The organism is Sphingobacterium spiritivorum (assembly GCF_016725325.1).
Classification (GTDB): Bacteria; Bacteroidota; Bacteroidia; order Sphingobacteriales; family Sphingobacteriaceae; genus Sphingobacterium.
This window is the reverse complement of record NZ_CP068083.1, coordinates 3366720-3393417: the sequence shown is the minus strand read 5'-3', so window position 1 is coordinate 3393417 and position 26698 is coordinate 3366720. Positions and strand designations below refer to the sequence as shown.

General features: G+C 39.2%; 30 protein-coding genes. 5 read left to right on the top strand and 25 right to left on the bottom strand.

Translation table 11 applies throughout. The features are described 5' to 3' along the window. Positions 1-64 precede the first annotated feature (64 nt). Together I6J02_RS14260 and I6J02_RS14255 are read right to left on the bottom strand one after the other, a co-directional pair. On the bottom strand, positions 65-793 hold the full coding sequence (locus tag I6J02_RS14260) for a DUF3307 domain-containing protein (protein WP_201678526.1): 729 nt from the start codon (positions 791-793) through the stop codon (positions 65-67). Further along, complete coding sequence (locus I6J02_RS14255; protein ID WP_201678525.1) at positions 775-1398, bottom strand: hypothetical protein; 624 nt, start codon at positions 1396-1398, stop codon at positions 775-777. The genes I6J02_RS14260 and I6J02_RS14255 overlap by 19 nt, the downstream gene beginning before the upstream one ends. A gap of 166 nt (positions 1399-1564) precedes the next feature. Here I6J02_RS14255 and I6J02_RS14250 point away from each other — a divergent pair, with 166 nt between their 5' ends. Continuing rightward, the gene (locus I6J02_RS14250; protein WP_201678524.1) at positions 1565-2155 is read left to right on the top strand and encodes a YceI family protein; all 591 of its coding nucleotides are present in this window, start codon (positions 1565-1567) and stop codon (positions 2153-2155) included. A 162-nt stretch (positions 2156-2317) separates the two neighbouring features. Continuing rightward, complete coding sequence (locus tag I6J02_RS14245) at positions 2318-3202, top strand: PPK2 family polyphosphate kinase (protein WP_201678523.1); 885 nt, start codon at positions 2318-2320, stop codon at positions 3200-3202. Between the two features lie 32 nt (positions 3203-3234). On the opposite strand, the gene I6J02_RS14240 is transcribed toward I6J02_RS14245, so the two are convergent. From I6J02_RS14240 to I6J02_RS14225, 4 genes are all read right to left on the bottom strand, one after another. Further along, positions 3235-4023 carry an SDR family oxidoreductase gene (locus tag I6J02_RS14240; RefSeq protein ID WP_201678522.1) on the bottom strand — a complete coding sequence of 263 codons (789 nt, stop codon included), beginning with the start codon at positions 4021-4023 and terminating at the stop codon, positions 3235-3237. Positions 4024-4041: 18 nt separating this feature from the next. Then, complete coding sequence (locus I6J02_RS14235) at positions 4042-5916, bottom strand: Nramp family divalent metal transporter (protein WP_201678521.1); 1875 nt, start codon at positions 5914-5916, stop codon at positions 4042-4044. A 123-nt stretch (positions 5917-6039) separates the two neighbouring features. Beyond that, positions 6040-6426, bottom strand: coding sequence for a hypothetical protein (locus I6J02_RS14230; protein WP_201678520.1), 387 nt, complete (start codon positions 6424-6426; stop codon positions 6040-6042). A 58-nt stretch (positions 6427-6484) separates the two neighbouring features. Continuing rightward, a complete protein-coding gene (locus I6J02_RS14225) occupies positions 6485-9007 on the bottom strand; it encodes a phosphocholine-specific phospholipase C (RefSeq protein ID WP_201678519.1) in 2523 nt (840 codons plus the stop codon). A 145-nt stretch (positions 9008-9152) separates the two neighbouring features. Between I6J02_RS14225 and I6J02_RS14220 the strand changes: the two genes are divergently transcribed. The 3 genes from I6J02_RS14220 to I6J02_RS14210 are packed head-to-tail and all read left to right on the top strand — an operon-like array spanning position 9153 to position 10817. Next, positions 9153-9812 carry an HAD family hydrolase gene (locus I6J02_RS14220; protein ID WP_201678518.1) on the top strand — a complete coding sequence of 220 codons (660 nt, stop codon included), beginning with the start codon at positions 9153-9155 and terminating at the stop codon, positions 9810-9812. 1 nt (position 9813) lies between these two features. Then, positions 9814-10572: a sulfite exporter TauE/SafE family protein gene (locus I6J02_RS14215; protein WP_201678517.1), complete on the top strand. Its 759-nt coding sequence runs from the start codon at positions 9814-9816 to the stop codon at positions 10570-10572. Between the two features lie 41 nt (positions 10573-10613). Beyond that, positions 10614-10817, top strand: a complete 204-nt coding sequence (locus tag I6J02_RS14210; protein WP_201678516.1) for a YqaE/Pmp3 family membrane protein — start codon at positions 10614-10616, stop codon at positions 10815-10817. Positions 10818-10956: 139 nt separating this feature from the next. Here I6J02_RS14210 and I6J02_RS14205 read toward each other — a convergent pair whose 3' ends face one another. From I6J02_RS14205 to I6J02_RS14125, 19 genes are all read right to left on the bottom strand, one after another. Next, entirely contained in the window at positions 10957-13215 is a 2259-nt protein-coding gene (locus I6J02_RS14205; protein WP_236581916.1) for a DUF4954 family protein, read from the bottom strand. A gap of 16 nt (positions 13216-13231) precedes the next feature. Continuing rightward, positions 13232-15070, bottom strand: coding sequence for a glutamine--fructose-6-phosphate transaminase (isomerizing) (gene glmS, locus I6J02_RS14200; protein ID WP_201678515.1), 1839 nt, complete (start codon positions 15068-15070; stop codon positions 13232-13234). Between the two features lie 606 nt (positions 15071-15676). Continuing rightward, complete coding sequence (locus tag I6J02_RS14195; RefSeq protein ID WP_201678514.1) at positions 15677-16279, bottom strand: hypothetical protein; 603 nt, start codon at positions 16277-16279, stop codon at positions 15677-15679. Positions 16280-16375: 96 nt separating this feature from the next. Then, positions 16376-16705: a hypothetical protein gene (locus I6J02_RS14190; RefSeq protein WP_201678513.1), complete on the bottom strand. Its 330-nt coding sequence runs from the start codon at positions 16703-16705 to the stop codon at positions 16376-16378. Between the two features lie 32 nt (positions 16706-16737). Beyond that, positions 16738-17388: a hypothetical protein gene (locus tag I6J02_RS14185; RefSeq protein WP_201678512.1), complete on the bottom strand. Its 651-nt coding sequence runs from the start codon at positions 17386-17388 to the stop codon at positions 16738-16740. A gap of 186 nt (positions 17389-17574) precedes the next feature. Then, positions 17575-17724: a hypothetical protein gene (locus I6J02_RS14180; protein ID WP_236582415.1), complete on the bottom strand. Its 150-nt coding sequence runs from the start codon at positions 17722-17724 to the stop codon at positions 17575-17577. Between the two features lie 232 nt (positions 17725-17956). Then, positions 17957-18385 carry a hypothetical protein gene (locus I6J02_RS14175; protein WP_201678511.1) on the bottom strand — a complete coding sequence of 143 codons (429 nt, stop codon included), beginning with the start codon at positions 18383-18385 and terminating at the stop codon, positions 17957-17959. Continuing rightward, the gene (locus I6J02_RS14170) at positions 18367-18723 is read right to left on the bottom strand and encodes a polymorphic toxin type 24 domain-containing protein (RefSeq protein ID WP_201678510.1); all 357 of its coding nucleotides are present in this window, start codon (positions 18721-18723) and stop codon (positions 18367-18369) included. Before I6J02_RS14170 ends, I6J02_RS14175 begins: the two co-directional genes overlap by 19 nt. A gap of 37 nt (positions 18724-18760) precedes the next feature. Further along, complete coding sequence (locus I6J02_RS14165) at positions 18761-19399, bottom strand: hypothetical protein (RefSeq protein ID WP_201678509.1); 639 nt, start codon at positions 19397-19399, stop codon at positions 18761-18763. Positions 19400-19536: 137 nt separating this feature from the next. Beyond that, positions 19537-19818 (bottom strand): zinc-dependent metalloprotease family protein, encoded by a 282-nt coding sequence (locus I6J02_RS14160; protein ID WP_201678508.1) that lies wholly within the window; start codon positions 19816-19818, stop codon positions 19537-19539. A gap of 345 nt (positions 19819-20163) precedes the next feature. Next, positions 20164-20355: a hypothetical protein gene (locus I6J02_RS21820; protein ID WP_236581915.1), complete on the bottom strand. Its 192-nt coding sequence runs from the start codon at positions 20353-20355 to the stop codon at positions 20164-20166. A 188-nt stretch (positions 20356-20543) separates the two neighbouring features. Continuing rightward, positions 20544-21056: a hypothetical protein gene (locus tag I6J02_RS14150; RefSeq protein WP_201678507.1), complete on the bottom strand. Its 513-nt coding sequence runs from the start codon at positions 21054-21056 to the stop codon at positions 20544-20546. A 187-nt stretch (positions 21057-21243) separates the two neighbouring features. Next, the gene (locus I6J02_RS14145; protein WP_201678506.1) at positions 21244-21654 is read right to left on the bottom strand and encodes a DUF6896 domain-containing protein; all 411 of its coding nucleotides are present in this window, start codon (positions 21652-21654) and stop codon (positions 21244-21246) included. Further along, complete coding sequence (locus tag I6J02_RS21955) at positions 21651-21818, bottom strand: hypothetical protein (protein WP_409590180.1); 168 nt, start codon at positions 21816-21818, stop codon at positions 21651-21653. Before I6J02_RS21955 ends, I6J02_RS14145 begins: the two co-directional genes overlap by 4 nt. Before the next feature lie 118 nt (positions 21819-21936). Further along, a complete protein-coding gene (locus tag I6J02_RS14140) occupies positions 21937-22308 on the bottom strand; it encodes a hypothetical protein (protein ID WP_201678505.1) in 372 nt (123 codons plus the stop codon). Further along, the gene (locus tag I6J02_RS14135) at positions 22244-22405 is read right to left on the bottom strand and encodes an RHS repeat domain-containing protein (protein ID WP_236582414.1); all 162 of its coding nucleotides are present in this window, start codon (positions 22403-22405) and stop codon (positions 22244-22246) included. Before I6J02_RS14135 ends, I6J02_RS14140 begins: the two co-directional genes overlap by 65 nt. After that, positions 22326-22598 carry a hypothetical protein gene (locus tag I6J02_RS21815; RefSeq protein ID WP_236581914.1) on the bottom strand — a complete coding sequence of 91 codons (273 nt, stop codon included), beginning with the start codon at positions 22596-22598 and terminating at the stop codon, positions 22326-22328. Before I6J02_RS21815 ends, I6J02_RS14135 begins: the two co-directional genes overlap by 80 nt. A 29-nt stretch (positions 22599-22627) precedes the next feature. After that, complete coding sequence (locus tag I6J02_RS14130) at positions 22628-23233, bottom strand: hypothetical protein (RefSeq protein ID WP_201678504.1); 606 nt, start codon at positions 23231-23233, stop codon at positions 22628-22630. Next, on the bottom strand, positions 23223-26687 hold the full coding sequence (locus tag I6J02_RS14125; protein ID WP_236581913.1) for a DUF6443 domain-containing protein: 3465 nt from the start codon (positions 26685-26687) through the stop codon (positions 23223-23225). The genes I6J02_RS14130 and I6J02_RS14125 overlap by 11 nt, the downstream gene beginning before the upstream one ends. Positions 26688-26698 lie beyond the last annotated feature (11 nt).

The following is a 26698-nucleotide window of genomic DNA, read 5'->3' as shown; positions in this document are numbered from 1 at the left end:
GCAAGAATCTGTCAGATGCAGGGAATCAATTTTAAGAAGGCTATTTTTGTCCGTAAATAAGATATTATACCATTCTTAGCAGCCATTTGATCAAAAAGCCAATTCCTATTGCCATCACAAAACTGGCCAATGTACCTACGAGTACATACTCTGTGAATTTTTTATCTTTTGCATTGGCTAAATCTCCAAATCTGAAAATTGATTTCGCTGCTAACAGAAAGCCTATTCCTTCTAAAAAATTAATATTTACAAAAAACACAATAAGAAGACGCTCAAGCACTCCTATAATCCATCCTGCATCGATCAATGAATCTTGCCTTTGGGCATTGACCTCGGCAGATTGATTCCATTTGCTGAAAAAGACACGAAGTACGATAGGAGAAACAAATGCGGTCAACAAAAATCCAATCAGAAGTATCTGTGCCTGTACAGACCATATCGAAGATATAAAACTCTCCGGAATACCATAGTGACATCCAAGTACAGCTGCAAGTACTGTCAAATGGAGTAGCTGATCAATGCTGAACAGTAATAATGGGTTGCTGTTCATTTTACGTTCCAGAGAAACCTTAAGGCTGTCAATTGCAAGGTGAGACAACACAATCACAGCTATTGCCGGCCACCAGTGTGATAAATCTCTAATAAAAAACAAACATAATAATGCAGCATGAACACCTACATGATAAAAAATATAACGGATGTGATGCGCTCTTCCATCCACCCATTTTTTTGGCTGGAAGACAAAATCGCCCAATATATGAGCTACAAATAAGATCAGTCCTGTATATAACATTTTTTAAGTATTTGTTCCGTACAATAATCGATGACACGATTTATTTTAGAATATCCTGCTTTGTTGAGTTCTGTACTTACCTGACTTTGATATTTCCGGTTCAACACTGCAGCAAGTTCATGTTGGTTCATGCCCGGATGCAGAAGGCTTACAGCAACTGCTTCAGCCATATTTTCGGTCCACCGTCCTGCAATTTCCATACTTAATTGCAGCATCAGCTCTATCCCTTCATCCAGATCTGACCAGGGACTTCTGATGGCTACAGTTTCTTTCTTCAGCGTATCAAATCGTTCTCCGGCAAATAAAAATGCATCCCCCGCTGATGTCCTCACATGTGCATCCTGATAATCGACCGTTCCGATACCCATAGTCATCCGTACATCCAGATTTTTCAGACTCTTAATCTTCGCTTTAATATAAAAAAGATGATGTATAGCCTGTTCTAATTCTACCTCTGCCTGAAAACTATCTCCTCTGTAAATATCATAACGGCTACTGATATGCTTCAATGCATCATCCAGAACCGGCATCCATATCGCTGCATCCACTTTTCTTGAATCTATCAAATCTCCTGTTATAACCGCTATTAACTTCTTGTCTTTCATAATATTGCTTACACTATCAACAAATATAGTGATAAATACAAATATCACTATATATAATGATTATTTTATTTTAAAAACAAATCATTAGGATATTTGATTTTAATTAAAGACATTTGCATACTTTCAAAAAATACATGTTATAACACTTATTTAAATATCAATTATCATGAAAAAACTATTCCCTCTTTTCATTGCATTATTTGCCGCAATGAACGTTACAGTTGCTCAGGTGAAATGGGCTGTAGACCCTGCACACACTAATGTACGTTTTACAGTTGAACATTTAGGTATCAGCTTTGTTGACGGAGAATTTAACTCATTCGAAGGTTCTGTCGATGCACCTACAAAAACGGGATTTGAGAATGCAAAGGTCGATTTCAAAATCAATGTAAACAGCATCGATACACGTATCGAAGCCAGAGACAAGCATTTGAAATCTGATGATTTCTTCAATGCAGAGAAATATCCTACTATTACATTGAAATCGGTATCCTTAAAGAAAGATAAAGCCGGCAAGTTAAAACTAGAAGCTGATCTTACTATTCGTGATGTCACTAAACGCGTTATTTTTGATGTAAAACAAAATGGTCAGAACATTACGGATCCATGGGGTAAAACACGCGCAGGTTTTACAGCTACTACTAAAATAAACCGTCTGGATTACGGGATCAAATACAATGACAAACTTCCTTCAGGAGTAGCTGCTGTAGGTTCGGATGTAACGATCACAGTGAATACTGAACTGGTACAACAATAATCCTTTCTGTCCCTTATTATAAAAAGTCTTTACTCCTGACGGGTAAAGACTTTTTTGTTTACCAAAACTAATAGAAAAACCATTTTAACGATTTAAACTATTTGCTACAACCCTCAGCGTTTATGAACAAAATTTAATATTTTTATAAGAAACGTCAATATTATGAGCCCGAAAACGAATTACTCCAAAAGGCTTCAGGCCTCTAAAAATTTCAAGATCAGTGATCATTCCACAGATATTTCAGAAGAAATTAGTGTAGATGAGGCGACAGCCAAATTAAAAGATGTACGCAAAAAACTCAGCAAATTACAGGATGTCATGTATGCTCATGATAAGTATAATGTATTGGTATGTCTGCAGGGTATGGATACTGCCGGAAAAGACAGTCTGATAAGGGAAGTATTTGCAAAGTTCAACGTAAGAGGTGTGGATGTACAAAGTTTCAAGACTCCTTCGGAAAAAGAACATCAGCATGACTATCTGTGGAGACATTATATCGCATTACCTGAAAAGGGGAAATTCGGGGTATTCAACCGTACACATTATGAAAATGTACTGGTGACACGTGTGCATCCTTCCTATTTGTTAAGTGAAAATATTCCGGACATCCGGGAAGAAAAGGATGTGACGAACGAACTATGGCAGAAACGCTATGAACAAATCAATAACTTTGAGAATCATCTTATTGAGAACGGCACTATACTTTTCAAATTTTTCCTGAACCTTAGCAAGGATGAACAGAAAAACAGACTCTTGAGAAGATTGGAAAAAGAAAAACACCAATGGAAGTTCTCACCCGGTGATCTATCCGAACGCCAGCTATGGGATAAGTACATGGAATACTATGAAGAAGCAATACAGCACACTTCTAAAAAGAAAACCCCCTGGTATATCATTCCGTCTGATTGTAAAGAAACGGCCCGTTATCTGGTCGCACAGATTATACTGGAAACATTAGAACAGTACACCGATATCAAATACCCTGAGTTAAGTGAAGAAATTCAGGGACATATAAAGAAATATAAGAATCAACTCGAAAGCGAGTAAGTTACGGGAAGACAGATGACAGGAGCTGTTGGCTACAACATTCCTGTCATTAATCCTCCGTCCAGCTGAATGGCTGTACCTGTCAGATAAGCAGCATGATCTGACGCTAGAAAAGCAACCAGCGAGGCATATTCTTCGGGCTTACCCAGTCGTTTCATTGGAATAGCATCTATTCTTTTGGCTTTTACTTCTTCAAAACTTAACTGCATCTTCCCGGCCTGAGTCTCCATGAGGCTATTTAACCTATCGGTATCAAAATAACCGGTCAAAACTGTATTTACCGTAATTTGCTGAGCTGCAACTGCTCTCGAAAGCGATTTACTCCAGCTCACCAGCGCCGTACGCATCGTATTTGAAAGTACAAGTGTATCCTGAGGTTCTTTCACAGTCATGGAAGAAACGTTAATGATGCGTCCAAACTGATTCTTTTCCATATGGGGTAATGCCTGAAGTGTGGTATACACCGCATACTGGAATAACAAATCGAAAGCCTGCTGATAATCTTCTGTTACTTTATCTTTAATTCCTCCTGCAGAGGGGCCGTTAGTATTATTGACCAGAATATCTGTTTTTCTGCTGGAGAAGAAGGCAGCAATCTTTTCTTTTGCTTCATCAAATAAACTGAAATCTACAACCAGGTGATCATGCTGTTGTCCCTGAGTCGTATCGAGTATCTCCTGCACTGCTTTTAATTTTTGTTCATTGCGGGCGACAAGTATCACACTGGCTCCACACTCGGCCAATGCAATTGCGATGGCTTTACCGATACCGGAGGTGCTTCCCCCTACCATAGCTGTTTTTCCAATCAGTGATATTTTCATAGTCCTTCGTTTATAATATTATTGTGCAATAAAGACAGGAATCTTAACTGCATGCCGCAGCTTATTTACGGTTTCTCCAAATACAAAATCTTTTACTCCTGTATGTCCGTGGCTTCCTACAATAAGGAGATCACTATCGTGTGCCAGACAAATATCTGCAATAGCTTTTACCCGGTTGTTATAACCTAATTCATATTCCACAGCATATCCTTTATCTTTAAAGAATTCCACGTACTTCATCAGGCGTTCCAGATCTTTCCGGGATTCATAATCTCCGGATTCACCTCCGGTATATTTCACGGATGCACTTTCTACAATATGCACCAGTACAAAACGGGTACTCTTATCGGATAACTGCAAGGCATACTCTACGACTTTGGTATCTGAGAAGGAGAAATCCAGCGCGACCACAATATGATGAAAAGGATTAACTTCTCTAAACACGAGTTCCTCAAACGGAGGATGTACCTCTACTGTTGTAGGTCTGCGTTTATGCCATATCGGATAGAAGAATGTCATCAGTAATAATACGGCCAATCCTATACTTCCGGAGATAAGAGCAATGGTCCACCAGATATTATCCAGTTCTTCAATCCATCCCTTTACTTCTTCATAGACCAGCTGAAAATTGAGTACAGCTATAATTATTGCAATGGTCCATGCCATTATACGCACATAGGGCTTGATTACAAATTCGCCCATCTTTTTCCGGTCACTCACAAAATGAATCAGCGGTACGACTGCAAACGCCAGCTGCATACTTAATAATACCTGACTAAAAATCAGCAATGATCCGACTTGACCTTCTCCTGCAATCAGGATAACCAGTACAGCCGGAACAATGGCCAGCAATCTGGTGATAATACGTCTGAGCACGGGACTGATACGCAACCGCAGGTATCCTTCCATTACAATCTGTCCGGCAAGCGTACCTGTCACCGTAGAACTCTGCCCTGCCAGAATAAGTGCAACTGCAAATAATTTAGATGCCCATTCGGTACCTAATGTAGTTCCCAAAAGGTGATAAGCATCTTCCAGATCAGCTACCTGATGCATCCCGTTTTTATGGAATACCGCAGCTGCAAGAATCAATATGGCTGCATTAACGAAGAAAGCCAGATTAAGGGCAATAGCACTATCGAAAAAATTATACTTTAAGGCTTTCCTGATAGACAGGCTGTCTCTCGGAATCTTGCGAGTCTGTACAAGGGCTGAATGCAGATAGAGGTTATGCGGCATTACTGTAGCTCCGATAATACCTATACTGATATATAGTGCTGCGCTGTTTGGAATAGAGGGTATAAATCCCTTTGCAACTTCTGTAAAATCGGGCTTGGCAAAAAACATTTCTACCATAAAACACATCCCGATCATAGATATCAGCCCGATAATGAACAGCTCCATCTTACGCATCCCCAGTTTCTGCAGATACAGCAACAGAAAGGTATCTGCAAAGCTGATCAACACTCCCCATAGCAGATCGATACCAAAAAGCAAATTGAGACCTATTGCCATCCCCAGTACTTCCGCCAGATCACATGCTGCAATAGCAATTTCTGCCAGTACATAGAGTGCAAAATTCATTCTTTTGGGGTAAGTCTCCCGATTACATTGGGCAAGATCCTTTCCGCGGACGATCCCGAGTCTTGCACACAGACTCTGCAGCAATAAGGCCATGATATTACTCATCAGTAAGACCCAAATCAGCGTATATCCAAACTGGCTTCCGCCGGCCAGATCTGTAGCCCAGTTACCGGGGTCCATATATCCGACACTGATCAGATAAGCCGGACCGAAAAAACTAAGAACTCGTTTCCATTTGGTTTTGCCTTTTGTCACGTCCACACTTTCGTGGATATCGGCTAAAGATTTATGTTGCGGATCATCATGCATAGTGTCAGTAGACTGCCTTATTGAAAGGTTATGTTGTAAATATAAAAATTTAACAATACAACTGACAACAGAAGATGACAAAATGAACAGGCTCTTATTTTGAAATAAGAGCCTGTCATCTATTTAATCATTTTTTGGATATCCTTCCTCATCGAGATCATCTCTCAGATCTTCATCTGTCCGGGAGAGTTCCTCATCTTTACGGGAGATCCTGAGATGATCTGCATCAGTCTCATGCATTCCTTCTTTTTCCCAGTCGTCTGCTTCCAGATCATCTTCATCCGCATATTCATCCCCGACAAAAGGATTTGAATCGTCATAGGTAGAATCATCATCTTCCGCTCCTTCTGCAAGTGTATCATAGTCTGCAGGATGATCATAATCCGGATCGTCATCATCCACATCCAGCTCGTAACTGTCCTTTTCTGTATTATAACTCAGGTTATTGGCCAGATTATCTTTTTCTTCATCTGCTTCACCTTGCTTATTGTTGTCTTCCTTATTGATCATAGTCTTATCTCCTTTCGTATAAAAGATAACAAAATGATTAGCCAAATAGTTTTTTAGATCAGGATAATAATGGATCTGTTACGGTTTCATTCCCGGATTCAATACGTCCGGCCATATGCCGTTCAAAGTTTTTATAATCAGGCAAGGTGAGTTTCAGATCGTACCAGCTTCCGGATGAGGACAGATCCAGAGATACCTGAACTTCTGTCTTGCCGGCAATCTCCCGCTCTATATTTACATCCTTATAACTTTTGGATACCAGATGTATACGTAAAGGATTCTTTCCCTGATTTTCGATCAGCACGACAGCATTTCCTGTCGCTGCTTTTGTCATACTCTTTTGTTCAGGAATTATCTTCACCAGCAATTGGGGATCTGATGATTCACCCGAAAATGCTCTGTAAAAGCCATTTGGTCCGTGTACGCGTAATACATATTTATTATCTTCAAATGAAGTTACAGGCCATTGATATTCCAGGCGGTCGTTGGCTTTAACGGCAAAATTCCAGTTTCGGCAGATTTCAGTCTGCTCTCCTTTAGACTGCATATATTTTCCGGGAGCATATACAGTAAGCGGAACACCCGCTGTACGTGCACCAAAAATAGTTGTAGAAACTTCCATATGCATAGTAAACTGCCCGCCATCCACTTTGCCAAATACATCATACTCATACGGAAGAGCTGCTGATCTTCGTTGTCCTTTCTCCTGAAGACGGTTAAATTTACTTATAGTATGTTTTTGCTGTACAGCTTTGATTTCGGCTTTTGTCAACTCTTCGAACCCTGAAGGATCCTCTTTAAACTGGGCATTATAGATATTTTCAATGTATTGATTTCTGTTTAGAAATGGAAGCTGATCTTTCGCTGACTCGAAAGGCGTAAATGCAGATGTCAGGTCCCCACATATGGTTCTTCTCCATGCACTGATATTATCCAGATGAATGGATTTATTATACTTTGCATTAATGAATTTTTCGAGGAATTGTAATGATGAGGTATGATCAAATACCTGCGAACAGACTTTACCGCCTCGGCTCCATGGGGAGACAATATACATCGGCACCCGAAATCCTAACCCTACAGGTGCTTCTCTGGCCTGCTTTTTAGGAATTCCCTGTTTCAATTCATTTTCCAGACGTACATGTTCAACTTCTGTATCTATTCCGGCAGAGCATTTACCGGTTTCAGGTTTATTATTATCCGGTATTGAAAAAGGTGGAATATGATCATAATATCCGTCATTCTCATCGTAGGTAATAATAAATATGGTTTTCTTCCAGACTTCCGGATTTTGGGTCAGAATATCCAGCACTTCAGATACATACCAGGCTCCGTACCAAGGTGCACTGGGATGATCCGAAAAATTTTGCGGGCCAGCCAGCCAGGAGACTGCCGGCAGTTTGCCGGCTTTAACATCTGCCCTGAATTGATGCAGGATATCTCCTTTTGGCACTTCTACCTCCCGCAGTTTTCCGCTTTCATTAAAGGTCAGCTTTTCTAATGAACGAAAGTCTGCATCTTCCTTATTCGTGACAAATGCACGCTGATTAAGGGATTTTTCAAATGCGCTCAGCTTGTTGTATTGCTCAGCACTATACATTTTCAATTCTTGTTCAGCTTTATTCAAAGCCTCTTGTTTATTCCTGAGACTTTCTCTTATCCTTGCAGACTCTTCCGAAGAAGAAGGACTGGCCTCTTCCAGTTTACCGATTTCTCCCGGCAGCTTCTCTACTTGTTTCCTTAAATTATCCAGATAAGAATCCTTGAATTTGACATGATATGCTTCGAAAAACTCTAAAAGATTACAACCAAAATTAGATAACCAGGAGCGCTCCTTACCTGCAAAACCTCCTCCACAACTTGTTTCGTTCTGATAAAATTTCCATGCCACTTTATTTTCTTCCAATAACTCCGGAAATGTCTTCCATGTATGCTTCCCATAAGCGTAATCATCATTACGGATATTTACTTTTTGCAAACCATCGAGTTCCTGGGTAATCTTTCCGGTCCAGAAAAAAGAACGGTTTGGAGTCGTACTGGTCATTCCTGAACAGAAATTCTGATCACAGACTGTAAATGCATCTGCAAGTGAATAATGAAAAGGAAGATCTTCGCGTGAATAATATCCCAGTGTCAGCGGCATATCTGCATATTTCTTATTCCCGGATCTTTTTGATATCAACCACTGGTCATACTTACCCCCATTAAAAGCATCTACCTGACTGGCTCTTGAATGTGGCAGGGAGCCTATCCAGGTTACTTTGCTGCCCATAAGATTTAACCGGAACGGTGCATAGGTCTTTCCAAGGTGATCTGTCTGAAACCATACCGGATTCTGATCAGGAAGCGTTACCACCCGAGGGTCATTAAATCCCCTTACACCTGACAGACTTCCGAGCGTATGATCAAAAGATCGGTTTTCCTGCATTAGAATAACTACATGTTCCGCATCCAGATAGGTACTGCCGGGATCCGGATCAATCGCTAAAGCTCTTTGAATAGATGCGGGCATAACGGTTGCAAGACCAGCTGCTCCCGAGAAAAGGATGGACTTTCGGATAAATTCTCTTCTGCTTTCCATAGAAGGTAATAAGTTGATGTATTAAAAGGTAGGATAAATCTACATATATTTTAAAAGAACATAAGGCAGGACTTTGTAATAGTTGTGTGACTGATTTTGACGTTTTTATCACAATGTGCTTTGCTAAAAATTCTATCTTTGCCCCATGAGTCAGTATGCCGTAATATTTGATATGGATGGTGTCATTTGTCACACAAATCCCTATCATGCCAAAGCCTTCGAGGCATTTTTTAATAAATATAATATCGAAAGCAGCGAACAGGAATTTCAGGATCATATGTATGGCAAGCACAACAGCTATATTATGAGCCACTTCTTTAAAAGACCTGTAGAGGGGGAAGAACTTCTGCGTCTTGAATTTGAAAAAGAAGATATGTTCAGACAGATTTATAAGTCTGAGATTACACCGATAAGCCGATTTCCTGAATTTCTGGATGAACTCAAACAGGAAGGTTTCAAAACGGCTGTAGCCACTTCGGCTCCTAAAGCCAATTTGGATCTTATTGTAGAAGGTTTGCAATTCGGCCCTAAGATGGAATCAATGCTTTCCAGTGAAAATGTCACAAAGCACAAGCCTGATCCACAGGTATATCTGTTAACGGCTGAAAGATTAGGAGTAGATCCATCACAATGTCTGGTGTTTGAGGATTCCTATTCCGGTATTTCAGCAGCTTTGAATGCAGGCATGAAAGTAGTAGGAGTACTGAGCTCACATACACGGGAACAGTTGCCACCTTGTGATGCCTACATCTCTGATTATACCGAAATAACCGCGCAGAAGGTAAAAGAGCTGATCAATAGCTGATATGCAGGAAGCCTTTGATCTGCTGCACTCTCCCTATCATTGGGCATTGTACTTCTTTTGTGCGATGCTCATCGGGATGTCCAAGACAGGTGTACAGAATATAGGTACACTTGCTGTACCTCTGTTTGCTTTTCTGTTCGGAGCGCGCTATTCTACCGGAATTGTACTGATTTTACTTTGTATGGCCGATCTGATTGCAGTGATCTATTACCGAAAACAATTCCGGTGGTCGGAGATTAAAGGAATGTTGCCTGCTGCTTTTGTCGGGCTATTGGGCGGTTTATTTCTGGCCAATAATATGGATGACCAGTTATTCCGCATATTAATGGGAATATGTATCCTGAGTGGTGTAGGCATTATGATCTGGATGGAAAAGAGTAAATCGGTCTCGAATGTAGCTGAAAAGAGCTGGTACGCTCCGCTATTTGGATTTATTGCGGGATTTTCAACTATGATCGGAAATGCTGCAGGACCGGCTTTATCGGTATATCTGTTGTCCCGAAAATTACCTAAATATGCCTTTGTCGCTACAGGAGCATGGTTTATTATGATATTAAACTACACTAAGATTCCCTTGCAATTATTTGTATGGCACAATCTTTCCTGGGCAGGGATTATTCTCAATATGTTCGCTATTCCTTTTATTCTGTTAGGTGGCTATCTGGGAATCCGTATTATAAAAGTACTTCCGGAAAAACAATTCCGGGTGCTGGTTATGGCTTTAGTAGCTGTTTCGGCCCTGCTGCTGATCATATTGTAAATTATACTTATATTTACCTATAATTAAAAAAACCTGATATTATGATTTTAATAGCCGTATTATTGCCCTGGCTTTCTTTTTTTCTGAGAGGGAAGATCTTTTCAGGTATATTATGCCTGATCCTGCAATGTACATTGATCGGTTGGCTACCTGCAGCAATCTGGGCAGTAGCTTCACGTGTAGATGGCAAAAATGAAGCGCGTATCCGTTCTATGCAACGCAATTTTAACAGATCAAATCGCTGATAACGTTGATTTTTTCAGAGCATCTGAATCCTCACCCGGATTGGAACAGGTATCAGTAGCCAACCCGGATGAGAACCTCAAACCACTATTCCAGTAGTCCTGATTAAAGTTATCTTTTCTTCTAACCTACGTGTAGTCATCAGGATTTCAGCTGTGCGATCTTATCCGCAATACGCTGGTGGTAATAATTAAACTCGTCTTTTTGCTGCCTGATAAAACTATTGTTTTCCAAAGCTCCGACTACTTTATCCATTTCCTCTTTTGAATCATAAACCATCATCCTAAATGAATTCTGGTAGTCCTTAGCCCGTGTCTGATATATTTCATCGGTAATCCATTGCTTGATTTCCAATGCCTCTTCAAATAATGAAATCAGTTGCTCTTTTGTAATTGTAGGAACTTTCTGATTATTCAGTTCTGCCAGTGCCGACACTGCATGTATAGTTTTATCCTGCAGATACTGGTCACTTTGCGCAAAATAATAGTCATGGACTTCGTCCCAGGAATTAAGTTGATCCGTTTTGAGCTGATGAATCAGCTCCTTGTATCTGGATACCGGAATTAACTGACCTCCGATATTCACCCAGTTTTCTCTTTCCCATGAAACGTCCTGCTGAAGTAGCTCAAGTGCAGGCTCCATCTGATCACTGTAAGCAGCCAATGCCGATGCACCGTAATAGCGGATCAGTTTTTTGAACAGATTATATCCCTGTCTTACTTTCATAAGCTGAACCTTTCGTTTGGAATTTTCAAAATGATCCAACAGAATATCCAGATGACTGATATCTTCATCTGACTCTAAAATTTCTGTTCCCCGCAGCATCGCTTCCTGATCTGTTAGTATTTCAGTGGAATAATAGGCCTTTGCTACTGCTACTTTCATGATCTGCAATGATTCGAAAAGTTCATTGACAGTGTCAGGTGCCAGAATATCATATTCATAATATTGCTTCTTTTCTGATCGTTTATCTCTGGCTTCGTATTTACTCGGATTGCGTGCTAAGGCATACATATTATGCAAAAACCAGTAGCCGGGTACAATAATAAGCCTGTCTTCTGTCGTATGGTTACTCACCAGAGAGAACGGGATACGAATATCCATTTCGTACAGAAAGTCTCCCTTTACAATCAGGGTATAAGATGCAAAACGGGAATTGTGTTTAAGACTCACGCACAGTCCGGGCCAGAATCCTCTTCCGGCTATAATCTCTCCGTCGGGTGAACGGGAATTATGATTGGAGCCTACTGTGGCACCGGCTGCCATATTACTTTGTCCCATAATCAGGGATGCACAGAGGAATGAATTGTTGTGATGCTGTTCATGAGCCGGAAAGATCAGGGAATTCAGCACTTCACAACAGGAAATTGTGGAATTCTCACCTAAAAAAGAATTAATCAGTCGCGCACCGTATTTTAACTGGGAATGAGCCGCAAGAATAAACCGTACAGCTTTAACTCCATAGAAGATCCTGCAGCCTTCTCCGATAATCCCGTTGACCAGCTCACAGCCCTCTCCGATCTGTGTAGGCGCAGTCTCTGAAGAATGAATGGTGACATTTTTTAATTTATTGACTCCTTTGATGTACGCTTGCCCGCCAATTCTGACGTCTTTTATAACCTGACAATTTTTGATAACTGTGCCGGTATCGATCGTACTGTATGTCCCTCTTTTGGAAGTATGACGTGCATTGGTCATTTGTTCCAGTTTGGACTGAAAGACCTCATCATCCCGATGACGTGTCCACAAATAAGCATCACTCAACAGCATTCCGTCAAACGGCCATACTTTACGCCCGCCGTTTTCATTGCGAAGCTCTAATGCGACGCGTACATCAGGAGACTCCCCGGTACGCAGAATACCATTTCCAAACTTTGCTTTTGAACTGGTCTGCATTTCATCAATATTGGAAAGGATGACCTCATCTGCAATAATAAAATAAGACATATAGGACACTTCATGAATGGCTACATGATTACCAATATCACAACTGACTATGGTCGAATGATAGATTCCTGTTGGCAGACGCAATTCCCGGTAATCCAGATAGATCGGCTCCATATCTCCGATACGATTCAGGCCGTAGAATCTGCATCCTCGAATCTGTTCGGGAATAAAATGATCTGTGACCAGGATATTGGACCAGTCATCAGCGGTATTACCATTGCTTCGCAGGATTTGAATCTGCTCTTGTGTCAGATGATGAAACCGGTCACTGCGTGGTAATTGTTCATAACGTAATTCATACTCGTCCTGTCCGGGTGCCAGATATTCGGCTTTTATAAATTGTTGTCCCAGGTTGGAAAGCTGACCTTTTTGTATTTTATTCATATAGAAGGAAAAATAAAAATCAACAAAAGCGTCCAGAATACTCATCCGGACACTTTCGCTTCTATTCACAGGGTAGTTATAGTCGTTATTCTACAGTTACTGATTTAGCAAGATTTCTGGGCTTATCTACATCCAGACCTTTTAGCACTCCCAGATAGTAGGAAAGCAGCTGCAACGGGATTACGGACAGTATTGGTGCAATAATCTCATCTGCCTCCGGCACAATCATGACCTCTTCAGATAATGTTGGTGAGATCACATCTCCTTCGGTAATGACAGAAAATACTCTTCCTTTACGTGCACGGATCTCCTGCATATTACTGACGATCTTTTCGTGATAAGCATCTTTAGTAGCTACAAATACAACTGGAAGATGCTCGTCTACCAATGCAATTGGTCCATGTTTCATTTCCGCTGCCGGATACCCTTCCGCATGCAGATAGGTGATTTCCTTTAGTTTTAATGCACCTTCGAGTGCTATAGGAAAATTGTATCCTCTTCCCAGGTACAAAAAGCCTTTAGCCGAAGTGAGTTTTTCGGCAAGACGCTCTATATCGGTATGGTTTTTCAGGACATCACTGACTTTCTGCGGTACAGCATTCAGTTCTATAAGCAGCTTCGCAAACCGCTCATCTGTGATCGTCCCTTTTATTTTAGCAATTTTGAGTGCCATCATGGTGAGCACAGTAAGCTGAGCTGTAAAAGCTTTTGTACTGGCTACACCGATCTCCGGACCGGCATGGGTATACGCTCCTGCATGTGATGCTCTTGCGATTGAAGATCCTACTACATTGACTACACCCAGGATAATCGCTCCTTTGGATTTCGCTGTCTCGATGGCGACCAGCGTATCGGCGGTCTCTCCACTTTGGGAAATAGCGATAATAACATCTCCCGGATTGATAATGGGATTGCGGTATCTGAATTCTGAAGCATATTCGACTTCAACATTTATACGGCAGAGTTCTTCAATAATATATTCAGCAACCAGTCCGGCATGCCAGCTGGTACCACAGGCTAATATGATAATACGGGGAGTCCGGATCAGTGCCTCTGCCTGTTCCTCGATCCCTTTCATATGAATATCCATCTGTACCAGATCCAGGCGCCCTCTCAGGCAATCATAGATCGTTTGCGGCTGCTCAAAGATTTCTTTGATCATGAAATGTTCGAATCCACCTTTTTCTATAGCCGAAAGTTCCAGATCAAGCTTTTGCACATATGGCGTGATCCGCTCATTGCCCAGATTTTTGAGAATCAGTTCGTCTGGTCTTACAATGGCAAGTTCATAGTCGTTGATATAAACCACTTCTTTGGTGTATTCCAACATCGGAGAAGCATCTGAAGCCAGATAATGTGCGCCTTTGCCAATACCAATAACCAGAGGACTTCCCTTGCGGGCAGCAATAATGGTATTTGGGTCATCCTCATCGATGACGAGAATAACATATGCCCCTACTACTCTTTTCAGTGCAATACGGATAGCTTCTTCCAAAGAACATTCATTATTGATCCGGATATCTTCGATAAAATTGAGCAATACTTCTGAATCGGTATCACTATGAAATTCATAGCCTTTTTTGATCAGTTCAGATTTGATCTGTGCATAATTCTCAATAATTCCGTTATGCACCAAAGCCAGTTTTCCTGAAGAAGACACATGTGGATGCGAGTTACGGTCTGACGGCTCACCGTGGGTTGCCCAACGAGTATGTCCTATTCCGATCGTCCCGCTAATATCTTTACCAAGCGCCTCTTCTTCGAGTTCGGCTACTTTTCCTTTTTTCTTATACACCCCCAGCTTTGTTTGCTGGTGAAGTGCAATTCCTGCGCTGTCATAACCTCGGTATTCCAGTCGCTTCAGCCCTTTAATAATAATGGGGTAGGCATGCTGATCGCCTACGTATCCTACAATTCCACACATAAATTGATTAATATTCTCATAAAGTCTGCCCAAAAATATAAAATTAGCGCAATCGATTGCTTAACATTAACAACTTTAATAAACTTTTAACGGATTACTCCAAATTAAGACAGTTTTTGGGGACGGAAATGTGTAACAAGGAGGGCATTCAATAAATGGAAAATCGTGTCCATTGCGTGATTTCAACAGGATATCAAATGCTGAATATCAATTTTAATATTTTGTTAAGTATGATAATAGTAAATACTTTATCTATATTGACCCCAATTTATCTGAAATTTTAAGTAAAATGCAAATACAACAAACATAATGACAAACAATACTAAACCAAATACTGGCCAGCTACCCTTTTTATTTATTTCTTTAGATAATGATTCAAATTCTTTAGTGTAAACTTTCCAAACATCATTATGAATAAAGGTGATAAATCGTATTGGATTTTTCTTCATATAATTATATGGTGACCTTCGTGTGTATTGCTCCGCTAAAGGATCCACCATATTCCATATTCTAATCACTTAGCCATCCCGATTCTCTAAGAAAAAGGTGTTATCTGGCTTTATAGTCGGATGACTATCAATATGAACTCCTTTTCTATGATTGAATTTATTCAATCAACTTCCCGTTTGTTGAAAAACGCGATTTCTTACCGTATAACCAAACATATCTTCCATCATTAAAAGGAAAATACTTTGGTATTTTTCCTGTTTTTATACACTCATCAAACCATTTTTTATATTCCAAAAAAACCAATTTAACTTTCTGAGGACAATCGTTTATCTCCACATTCTCTATATTATCATACAGTACTGGAGCAGGTGAATAATAGTCAGTATACGTTCCGTAAGCAATACGATTAACAAAATACAAAGAACTTATTTCTAGTGTATAGTATTTTGATTTTGGTGAAAACCTTATAGCCCTGGCATCGTTAGCGTAATAAACAGGAAATCCCATTCCAGGATGTCTGGTCGTATCTCCTTCAAATTTTAATAAACATTTAATCATCTCCAGTTTTTCCAAATCCGTCAGATTATTCACATATCCCTGTGTTGCACTAAAAATTACTGAATCTACATCCTTATTATATGATACTGTAAGATATGCTTTATTATCATGCATAATGATTTTTTCCACATAAGGCTGTCCTATAGAGTAGCTATTAATAAGCATAAGGGCAGTAATTAAATATAATATTCTATCTACCATACCAGATCGCATCTATGATGAAACTAACCATTTTTCATAAAAATCATATATTTTTTGAACAAGTTTTCATTTAAAATGACCTTTTCTTTAGTATGCTTATAATATGGGACGAATTGAAGGATAACCATTTATAAGCATCATTGAAAAAGAAAATAGAGCTTCTATTTGAACTTCCAATCCACGGGTTATTTGTTCCCCTACAGAAGGTCGAAATTTATAAAACTTATTACTTGTTTTAATATCGCCTACAAACGTTAAGTATTCAGCTAAAATAGATATCTTGTCTTCGAAAGAATAATTTTGAAATAATTCCCTATCATCAATAATATTAATGAATCCATTAATTGAATCAACACGAATATCCCCTTCTGTTCTAATAACATAAATTTGATCCTGAGAATTTTTTGAAAAAATCTTAAATATCATCTTTGCTCAGAAATGTAATGAACTAAACCATCTTATAAATCTTTTCTTATTAAAGTCTCAATATTATCTACATCATCTTCTCCAAGCCACATGTAATCAGAATCTTTCAAAGGCCAAGTTATATTTGAAAATCCGTTTCTTTTCATCTCTTTAAACCATTTCTTATATAATTTATAAACAGCGTCCATGTCTTTTCTCTCAAAATTACAATCTTCTCCCGTACGCCTATTTAGTATTACAGGAGATATAGCTACATTTTCATCAAATAGGTAACTTGTCAGTGAATACAATGCCTCAATTTCGACAGGAAATTTAATTTTCTCCCTTGATATTTTGAGCCTATTTTGGATTCTCCCATATGCTTGAGAATACATCCTGATACTAGGCTTATCGTTCTGATAAAAACATAGATATTCTTCTAATAATTTTATCTTTTCAGATTTTTTTAGATTGCTTTTTCTCATACGTACCCTATCATTTTCAAAAAAAAATTCTTCTGATTTATAAGGGAATGAAGCATTTATGTAATATTGGTTTTGTCCGTTTTTCTCTGTTTCTGAAACAAGAGAAAGATACTTCATATCGCTACAATTGATTGAATGTATAGAGCAACGCATTTGTAAAGCAGAAAATAATATTCCCAATGCAATCATCAAGTAAAATTTAATTATTTTGGGTCTCATTGTTTTTGAAGTAAGATTTTTTTGCAGATGTAGAACCTTTTTGAGCAATTAATCTACGACTAAGTGCCAAAGTAACCTGAGATGAAGACGCATATCCAGAACCCGCTTTCTATACTTTACCTGTAATATTGATAGTATATTTTGAATAATGTCATTTCCTTTTTGAATAGGATTAGAGGATGTAATTCAAATACTATCTCCATTAATATCAATATTTTTTATGAGGCCTAGTCCTGCATAAGAATAAGGAGAAATATCAAAATATTTCTCAACAAATCTATCCGCCGCATTCCATCTTCCAATCACAGGATCATAGAATCTGGTTCTATAGTCCAGTTCGCCGCCTAGCTCCTCCAGCTTCTCTTTCCCAACACTTGTCAGCCCACTGGCTGATAAAGATACTTACTATTTCTATATATCGGATTTGGAAATTTCTGCAAGTCAAACGAATAGTTATCATCTCTTTGTAGTACCTCCACTGCATTTGTACTCGTGTTCCGGTAGATGGTAGCTCTGATACTTGTACACGAGCGATACGCTCGTGCCAGCGGGTGGCCCAACGGAGGTTCTAAAGTTCAACTATCAACTCTACTGCAAACACATTTAACTGTATTCCACTATAAAAATTTATATAGTAAAACGATCGCCCAAAGCTATCAAACTCAGTTAGACCATTACTATTTTCAAACCGACCTCGATATAACAGGTCAATTGTCTTAAAATCATTAAGCACACCTTCATCAACAACAAATGAACAAGTCTGCATTACAGAATCAGTAAACACTAAATCAACTAGCTCATGACTGGACTCAGTTTTCATATTGACACGCTTAAAAGTAAGACGACATTCTTTATCTTCTACTTTGTACTCTAATCTAACGCATTCATAGTCATTATGCAGATCCAAATAAGTATCACCCAAGTCCACCTCTGCAATGTTTCTAAATAATTCAGATTGAGGCAAACTGATCTTTCTCTTTACTGTTTCTCTAGCCATTTTCTTACTGCTCTAATTTCTTGTTGGGTCATTGAAACGGTTTCCTTACTCGCTCTAATTATACTCTTCACCTCTACATTGACCATATTCTTATTATAAACTTGTTTATGTGGTATCTCTATTCCTGCGTGCGCTCTGCCCTTTAGATCAAATCTTATTTGCTGTTTTGGCGTTGACAACGTAACAGAATTACGCCTGCCTATTAATGTTCCTGAGATTTTTTCTGCTTGCGTAACCAAAGATGGCTTAGCAGCAACTTTAGACACATCTTGAACAACATGAGCAACATTGGAACTCTTTGACAAACTTTTAACTATATCTGCCGCAGATGATGTCACTCCTGGCGTCTTAGTTAAAGCGCACCTTTATTCTCTATTAATTTACCTTAACCAATGATTCATCGTTAATAAAAATTACTGGAGAAAAGCTTTTAGTTTCTAACAGATAATAATATTCATAGAATTCAGCTCTATTTTCAAGCTTTTTCAGTCTAGTCATATTATACCTCTCAATATAGGTTGAACCAGAATACTTAAAAGGTACAATAACTTTACCCCAAATACCGTCTATAAATGTAATACTTAACTCTTTATTTGAGTCTTTAACCTTAAAAAAAACACTTTGCTGATTCAAATAATCTTCAAAAGAATTATTCACACAGTCTTCCCATTCCAATTGTAATGGAGAATTTAACGCTTTCCGCAAAAATGTGTTTATTTCAACAGATTTAATTTCTTCCATAAAAGAAGTCGGAATAAATAAGTCATTGTGTACCGGTTGACATTCTCGCTGATAAACCGAAAAAAAACTTTCGTCTTTAAATTTTTTCAATGGAACAAACGTAAATTTACGAGGGATATCGGATCCCTTTCTTATCGTTTCTTGTTGCCCTTCAATAATTAAGTAACCTTGCACTCTTGCCTTTTCTACGGCAAAAGAAGACTCTTTTTGTTGTCCTGTCACTGTTAAGGGAATTGAGCAGATAAATAAATAGAATATAAATAAATTTTTCATATCATTTTTCTTTATAAATTGCTCCTGGGGTACCCAGATCTTTATGTTGGATAATACGCTTTACCTCTTTTGGCGATAAATACATAGACTCTAATGATTTAGGATTACTTACTCTATCCATTATCGTCCGAATACCATTACCGTTTAGAGGGATAACTATAATTGTATACTCCTGTACCACCCGCTCCAATAGTATTAGACCCTCTTCCTATTTCATTCATATTCATTTGATTCATTATACTACCTGGATCCCCATGACTTGCTCCTAAGTTATGTCCTTTCTCATGAACAAAAGTCCCTGCGATTAGTTTATTTCGATCCCCTACGGGATTACTGCATAAGGTACTTTCAATCATCTCTTTATTTATCTTAATTGTGGTTCCTGTTGCATTTCCGAAATCCCTTTTCTCGACTGCCATTACTAATTATATTTCCATATTGACGTTCTATCCCATCAATTTCAATTCTATCTTTATAAGCAATATCATGAGCACTTCCAATATCTTCGGCACCAATTTCGCTCGCTTTAAGTTCAATAACAGTGTAATATGAGTTACCATCTTTATCTATAAAACTATGAGCCTTTCCCCATTATTATATTGGGCTACAGCTGCATTTAATCCTTTGATCTGATCTTCATCTAAATCATAATAGTAATAGTTTGCTTTTACTCTAAATGGATCATCTTTAGTACCAGACCCTGTCACAATTCCATCTTTACCATTAGGATCTATAACTTTAATAGGATTATTAAAACCATAAGATTAGGGAGAATGTGCATCATACAAACTTGCATGAGGATTTACCACATTCCATCTTCCAATTACCGGATCATCCGCCAATAGGCGGACAGGTGTCATCTGGCTCCATAGTCCAGTTGGCCACCTGACTCCTCCTGCTTCTCTTTGCCAACACTTGTCAGCCCACTGGCTGATAAAGATACTTATTATTTCCATATACAGGATTTGGTGATTTCTGCAAGCCAAACGGATAGTAATCATCTCTTTGCAGTACTTCCACTGTATTTATTTGTAGTCGGATTCCGGTAGATGGTAGCTCTGATAACTTGTACACGAGCCATACGCTCGCACCAGCGGGGGGCCAACGGAGGGGGGGAATTTAAAATCTAATTTTAGAGAGTCAGTTATTTGTTGATATCCTTAGGGCCCATATTTTTATATTCTTCCTCTATTTTCTCCAGATAAAAAGAGGATTTCGGGGGTATAGTGTCATCCCCAAAAGCTTCATGAATACTATATTTTGCGTTATCATATCCCAATTCATATGCCTTAAGGAGGTAAAATTTAGAAAAATATTCGGTAAGACGATCATTACTATACATCTTTATACCATTTATAGTTATTGAGGTATTTAAGATGATATATAGATTTTCGTAAGCTTCAGGACATTGGTATTTATTTGCCATTATTAATGAATAATAATAAAGCTCATAGTTTTTTATTTGCTCAAAAAACTCTGTAGCTAACACATGATAGGCCTCAAAATCACCTTCATTAATTGCTCTTCGGCATAAAGAATCCAATGTTTTTTTGGGCAACATCTCTTGTTTAGGAGAATCAATTATCACACGATCCTGATTCCTATTGTTGCAACTATAGAATAGCCATATAAATAAACTGTATATTAATATTTTCATTAAAGCTTTTCTTTAGGTAAATTTCTTACTACTCCCGGTGCATTATAAATCGTTGAACGCTTAAACTTTAAATCACCATCTCTAAATTTTAAAAATCAGACATCTTCCTTTAGACTTTCTATTTATTTTAACAAAAACAACCTCTCCGAAATAGATAATAATGGTTAAAACATTTTTTCCACTTAATTCAACTATCTAAAAATCTTACATCTTTTATTTGAAATATAGGGAACATCACCCCGTTCAAATCTAAGAGAAAAAGTTTTTTCTTTTCAACTAATGTCATTAGCGAATGATGGACATCATCCAAATTATAATCTTGAGTTTTCCATTTAGGATTTGTCTCCATAAACTCAAATAATTTCCAGCTTGAGAATTTAATAGGGTAATCATTTGTTGGCAAGTAATCATATTCACAAATTACACCTTCTTTTTCAAGACGACAACCTGCTCCATGATAATGATATTTATATAACCCAAGTTCTCCTTTTTTTTTATTAATAAAGCTTGATTCTTCTATTCCTTTTATATCAATTAAATTTTTATAACCTTGTATAAATTCATAATAATCAATAATAATTTCTTCTATTCTCATCATTTAAATAGTCCTTTCTGTATATCTTGAACAACACTTTTAAATTTATCAAGAGCCTGTATTGTATTCAACTCTATAACATTAATAGTTTGATTATTTTGTATTGCAGCTTTAATTCTATGATGTCCATCTAAGATGTATGTTTTTCCTATATATAGGTTCTGCAAAAATATAGGGATCCTTATCTGCCATTTTCTTCGCTGTAGACGCTACTTTTTCAGCAGCCTACACACCTTCTTCAGTAGCAATCAAGGTCTTCAACTTGGTTGGATTGTATTTCAGAATTTATAACGCACCACCTCCGGAAATAAGCTCTAATCCTCCAGTCACGCCTATAGGAGCTATGCCTAAAATTTTCCCATCTGCCCCGACTCTATAGTTTATTCCGGTTTTAGTATCCTTCCATTTCCTGGCCTCTATTGTATTCCAAAATATACTAAATACATTACCTGATGGTTCTAACACATGTTTACCTTTTTTTAAATCAAAAGGTGTTTGAGGATCCTGCACTGTCTGTCCTTGCCCATCAGAAAAACTTCCATCTCCTTGATTAGTCCATGTCGACTCATTTTGAGATTTATTCCAAATATCATCAAAAAAAAGATTGTGATAACATTCCATCAGGATCAATAAACCGAATTGGATTATTGTTACCATATACATAAGACGAAAAACTACGCATTTTCTCCACCAAAGGATCCACCACATTCCATCTTCCAATCACAGGATCGTAGAATCTGACTCCATAGTCCAGTTGGCCACCTGACTCCTCCTGCTTTTCCTTCCCAACACTTGTCAGCCCACTGGCTGATAAAGATACTTATTATTTCCACCGGATTTGGGGATTTCTGTAACCCAAACGAATAGTAGTCATCTCTTTGTAAGACCTCCACTGCATTTGTTCCCGGGTTCTGGTAGATGGTAGCTCTGATATCTAACTTGTACACGAGCGATACGCTCGCGCCAGCGGGGGAATTTATTCAATCAATTTCCCGTCTTTTGAAAAACGGGATTTCTTACCGTATAACCAAACATATCTTCCATCATTAAAAGGAAAATACTTTGGTATTTTTCCTGTTTTTATACACTCATCAAACCATTTTTTATATTCCGAAAAAACCAATTTAACTTTCTGGGGACAATCGTTTATCTCCACTTTCTCTATATTATCATACAATACTGGAGCAGGTGAATAATAGTCAGTATATGTCCCGTAAGCAATACGATTAACAAAATAAAGAGCATCAATCTCTATTGTAAAATATTTGGACTTTGGAGAAAATCTAATATTATTTCTGGCATTATCTCCAAAATATAAAGGATGAACCATTCCAGGGTGTATTGTTGTATCTCCTTCAAATTTTAATAAGCATTTGATCAACTCCAATTTCTCCAAATCCGTCAGATTATTCTTGAAACCGTCAATTGCATTAAAAAATACTGTATCTATATCTTTCTTATATGATATTTTAAGGTATGCCTTATTATCTTTCTTAATAATTTTTTCCACATAGGGTTGTCCTATACAATAGCTATTAATAAACATAAGGACAATAATTAAATATAATATTCTATCTTTCATACCAGATCGCATCTATTAATTCCTGAAGGGTTGAAAGCCCGTTTTCTTTCCTAATCTTATCTATTTCTTCCTTACTTATTTTTCGAACTCCCCGAGAAACTGTTCCTGATTTAGTATTCACAACTCTATCAGACGAATTTCTTTTATAATAACTCTTATTATTCATGTTAATATTGCTTCCCATAGCTGTTACGTATCCCACATTCATTGTTGGAAGTCCTTCTCCATGATCTGCAGAAAAGTCAAATAAGCTGTTTTTCAAAACGCTGTGTACAATTCCGCCACGCCCTTTCTTTTGATCGTGAGCCATAATTAAGCTCGCATCTGCAAATGAAGAGCTTACATATCCATCATCATTTAAAATAGCATTAATTACATCTGAATTCTCAGAAATATCCTCGATAACTATATTACCTCCGGCGAGCGATAAGCCATGACAATTGCAATCAGTTCCTACATTTGATGGATCTACTTTTCCTAATCTCATCCTTTCGTTTGCGTCATATGTATAAACTTCTCTACTCATTTCTTTCAATGCATTAACAGGCCTGCCTGCATCTGTATAGATAGTTATTACTTCATATTTTATATCAGCAGAATATATTCCTCCATTACTCCCCTGTATTCCGTTAACTGTTCTGGAAACATAAGATCCTGTTGAAGTCGCTATAATATTTCCATCTTTATCCTTTAATAATTTCCCCCCTTGATCTATTACTTTGATCGGATTATTTGCAGCATATTGATAAGGACTTATTGCGACATATACTTCAGCGTATTTATCCACTACATTCCATCTTCCAATCACAGGGTCATAGAATCTGGCTCCATAGTCCAGTTGGCCACCTAATTCTTCCTGCTTCTCCTTCCCATTATAAAGATACTTATTATTTCCATATACCGGATTTGGAGATTTCTGTAAACCAAACGGATAGTAATCATCTCTTTGCAGTACCTCCACTGCATTTGTATTCGGGTTCCGGTAGATGGTGGCTCTGACATTGCCCAGATGATCCGTCAGGTTGTAGCGGTAGCTGTATGTGCCATTTGCATTCCGGTAGGCTACGCCTTCTGCGGTATGGATCAGTTCGATTACTCCGTTCTGGTATTCTATACCGCCTGCATAATCCCGCTGTCCGGTGGTATTTGCTATTTTTCGAAGTTTATTGCCACCTGCATCATACAGGTAAGTAATCGTGTTCCCTGCTCCTGTCACCTGCTGTGGTAGATTCAGGTGATTGTAGCTCAGATTCATACCCATACGATCGGTCTTTGCATTGCCGTTTTCATCATAGCTGTAACTGCCATTGATAACACCAGATACGGTATTCAACCTGTTGCCGGTATAGCTGTAGCTGATCCCGGATCCGTCACGGGTAAGTTGGGTGATATTACCCATATCATCGTAGTTCAGGATTTCAGACATGCCGGATGTGGGACTGCTTCCGTTGGTCAACCGGTTCAGTTTATCATAACTGTATACAAAGTGCTGGTTGAGGGTTGTCGTCTGCCCCCATTGCTGTTCGGAGATATTGCCGTTCCATTGTGCTGCTGCTCCTTTGACCGGATCCTGGTAACTGAGCTGCTGGCTGAAGTGAGGTGAAGTACTGCTTGTCATCCAACCCCGCTCATTGTACCGGTAATCTGTCGTATTCACTGGGTTATTTCCCTGTTGATCTGCGCCTACTGTCTTTGTCTTGAGCTGTCCGATTTCATTGTAACTGTTGGCCAGTAAGGTAATTTCTGGCTGACTGTTAATCTGTTGTCTGCTGTTGACCAGACGACCTGTATGGTCGTATTCATTAGTGGTGGTGATAGTGGTCGTCTGTCCGTTAACGGTATGTCTGCGGGTGCTGCTTTCCAGTTCTCCTGTGAAACTGTAACTGTTGTCCGTGATATCTGTACCACCAATATGGTTCTGACTCTTACTCTGGATGATCCGTCCTTCCAGATCATAATAATGCGTGGTCAGCAGCATATTACCTGTACCCAGTGTGGTGGTTTTAGTTCCCGTCAACAAGGTCCTTACCCGTCCTCCGGAAGCCTGATTTCCTGCCGGAGCTCCAAAGCTGTTCTCCGGAAAGTCATACCGGTCGTAGTAGTTGATCGTATGGTAATACGCAATATTGGTTGGAAAGACAGCATTGGTATAGCCCTGATCTGTGGTTGTCGGGGTTTCCCAAAGCCGGCCGGCTGTCTGGCCATTGCTGTTGATCTGAGCAGTCAGCGCAGCTGCACTCTCTGTACTGTTGTAGATACCAGTCATAATCACCCGGCCAAATGCATCGTATTTGCTGAACAGCCATTCCCCGGCTGCTCTGCGGTTGGCATCACGGCTCAGTACTATTTGGTCATTGGTATTATACACCAGCTCTTCTTTTCCTTTACCAGGGATCTTTTTCTCTGTTAAGCGTCTGCGTCCGTCATATTTATAGCCATAAATATATGCATCGTAGCTGGGGTCTGCAGCATCTTCACTGAACGTGTTAACAGTCACTGCAGGAGGGACCACATAGCGAAGGTCGCCGAAGTCATCGTAGACATAATGCGTCTCCAGTTTTTTACTCTCTGTTTCCCAGACCCGTTTCAGTACCACTCTTCCATCGAAGTCTTTATATTCTTCTACAGTGCCACTCCTGCCACTGCTCCAGTTCTCATCTTTGGTGGTGGTTTTGTACAGCCTGCCCGGTTGGTAATAGGTGGCTGTGGCTCCGTTTTCGGCTGCATTGAGCTGCCATAGTTTCACATCATTGGCTGCATTGGTACCGTAGTCTGTACGTACCGTATGACCTGAGCTCAGTTGCCAGGCTTCGCCCGGAGAGCCCTGAGCCTGCACCCGGTTCAGCGGGCTGTTCTCAAACTGTGTCTCTGCATAGGGATAGCCTGTTTTCCTGACGGCTGCATCCCAGCCCACAGTGGGATTATAGAAATTCATTACATCCACTCCGGCTGTGGGTTTATAGCTGCCATCCATGCTTGCCGAAGCAGCATAGGGAAGATATTTTTTGCTCTCTCTGCCGAAGCCGTCGTACTCTATATGCTGTACAATGTCCTTGTGGGTAGGGGAAGCCATCACCTGTATACTCTGTAGTGGCCGGCCCAGGCCGTCAAAGTACTGCACTGTCTGGTTCTCCTCTTCTACGGTGCGGGACTGGGATAGATTGGCTAATGTTACACCTGCCTTGCGAAAGGTGCGTGTCAGGATATAGTTCTGGTTACTACTCGGCTGGGTTTGTAAAACCGGATGTGTCTGCAGGCTGCTGCTGGTATAGATCCGTACCGTACTGCCTGAAGGAATATGGAAGCCCGGTTTCAGGGTAACACTGCCACTGGCTTTAATCTGACTCTGACCGCTGTAGCTGGTCAGGATCAGATCCGTATTCTGTCCCTTAACCGTGGATAGGGTTAGCAGGATTGATAAGGTTAATATCGTGGATAAAAGAGGTCTTTTCATAATCGGACTTA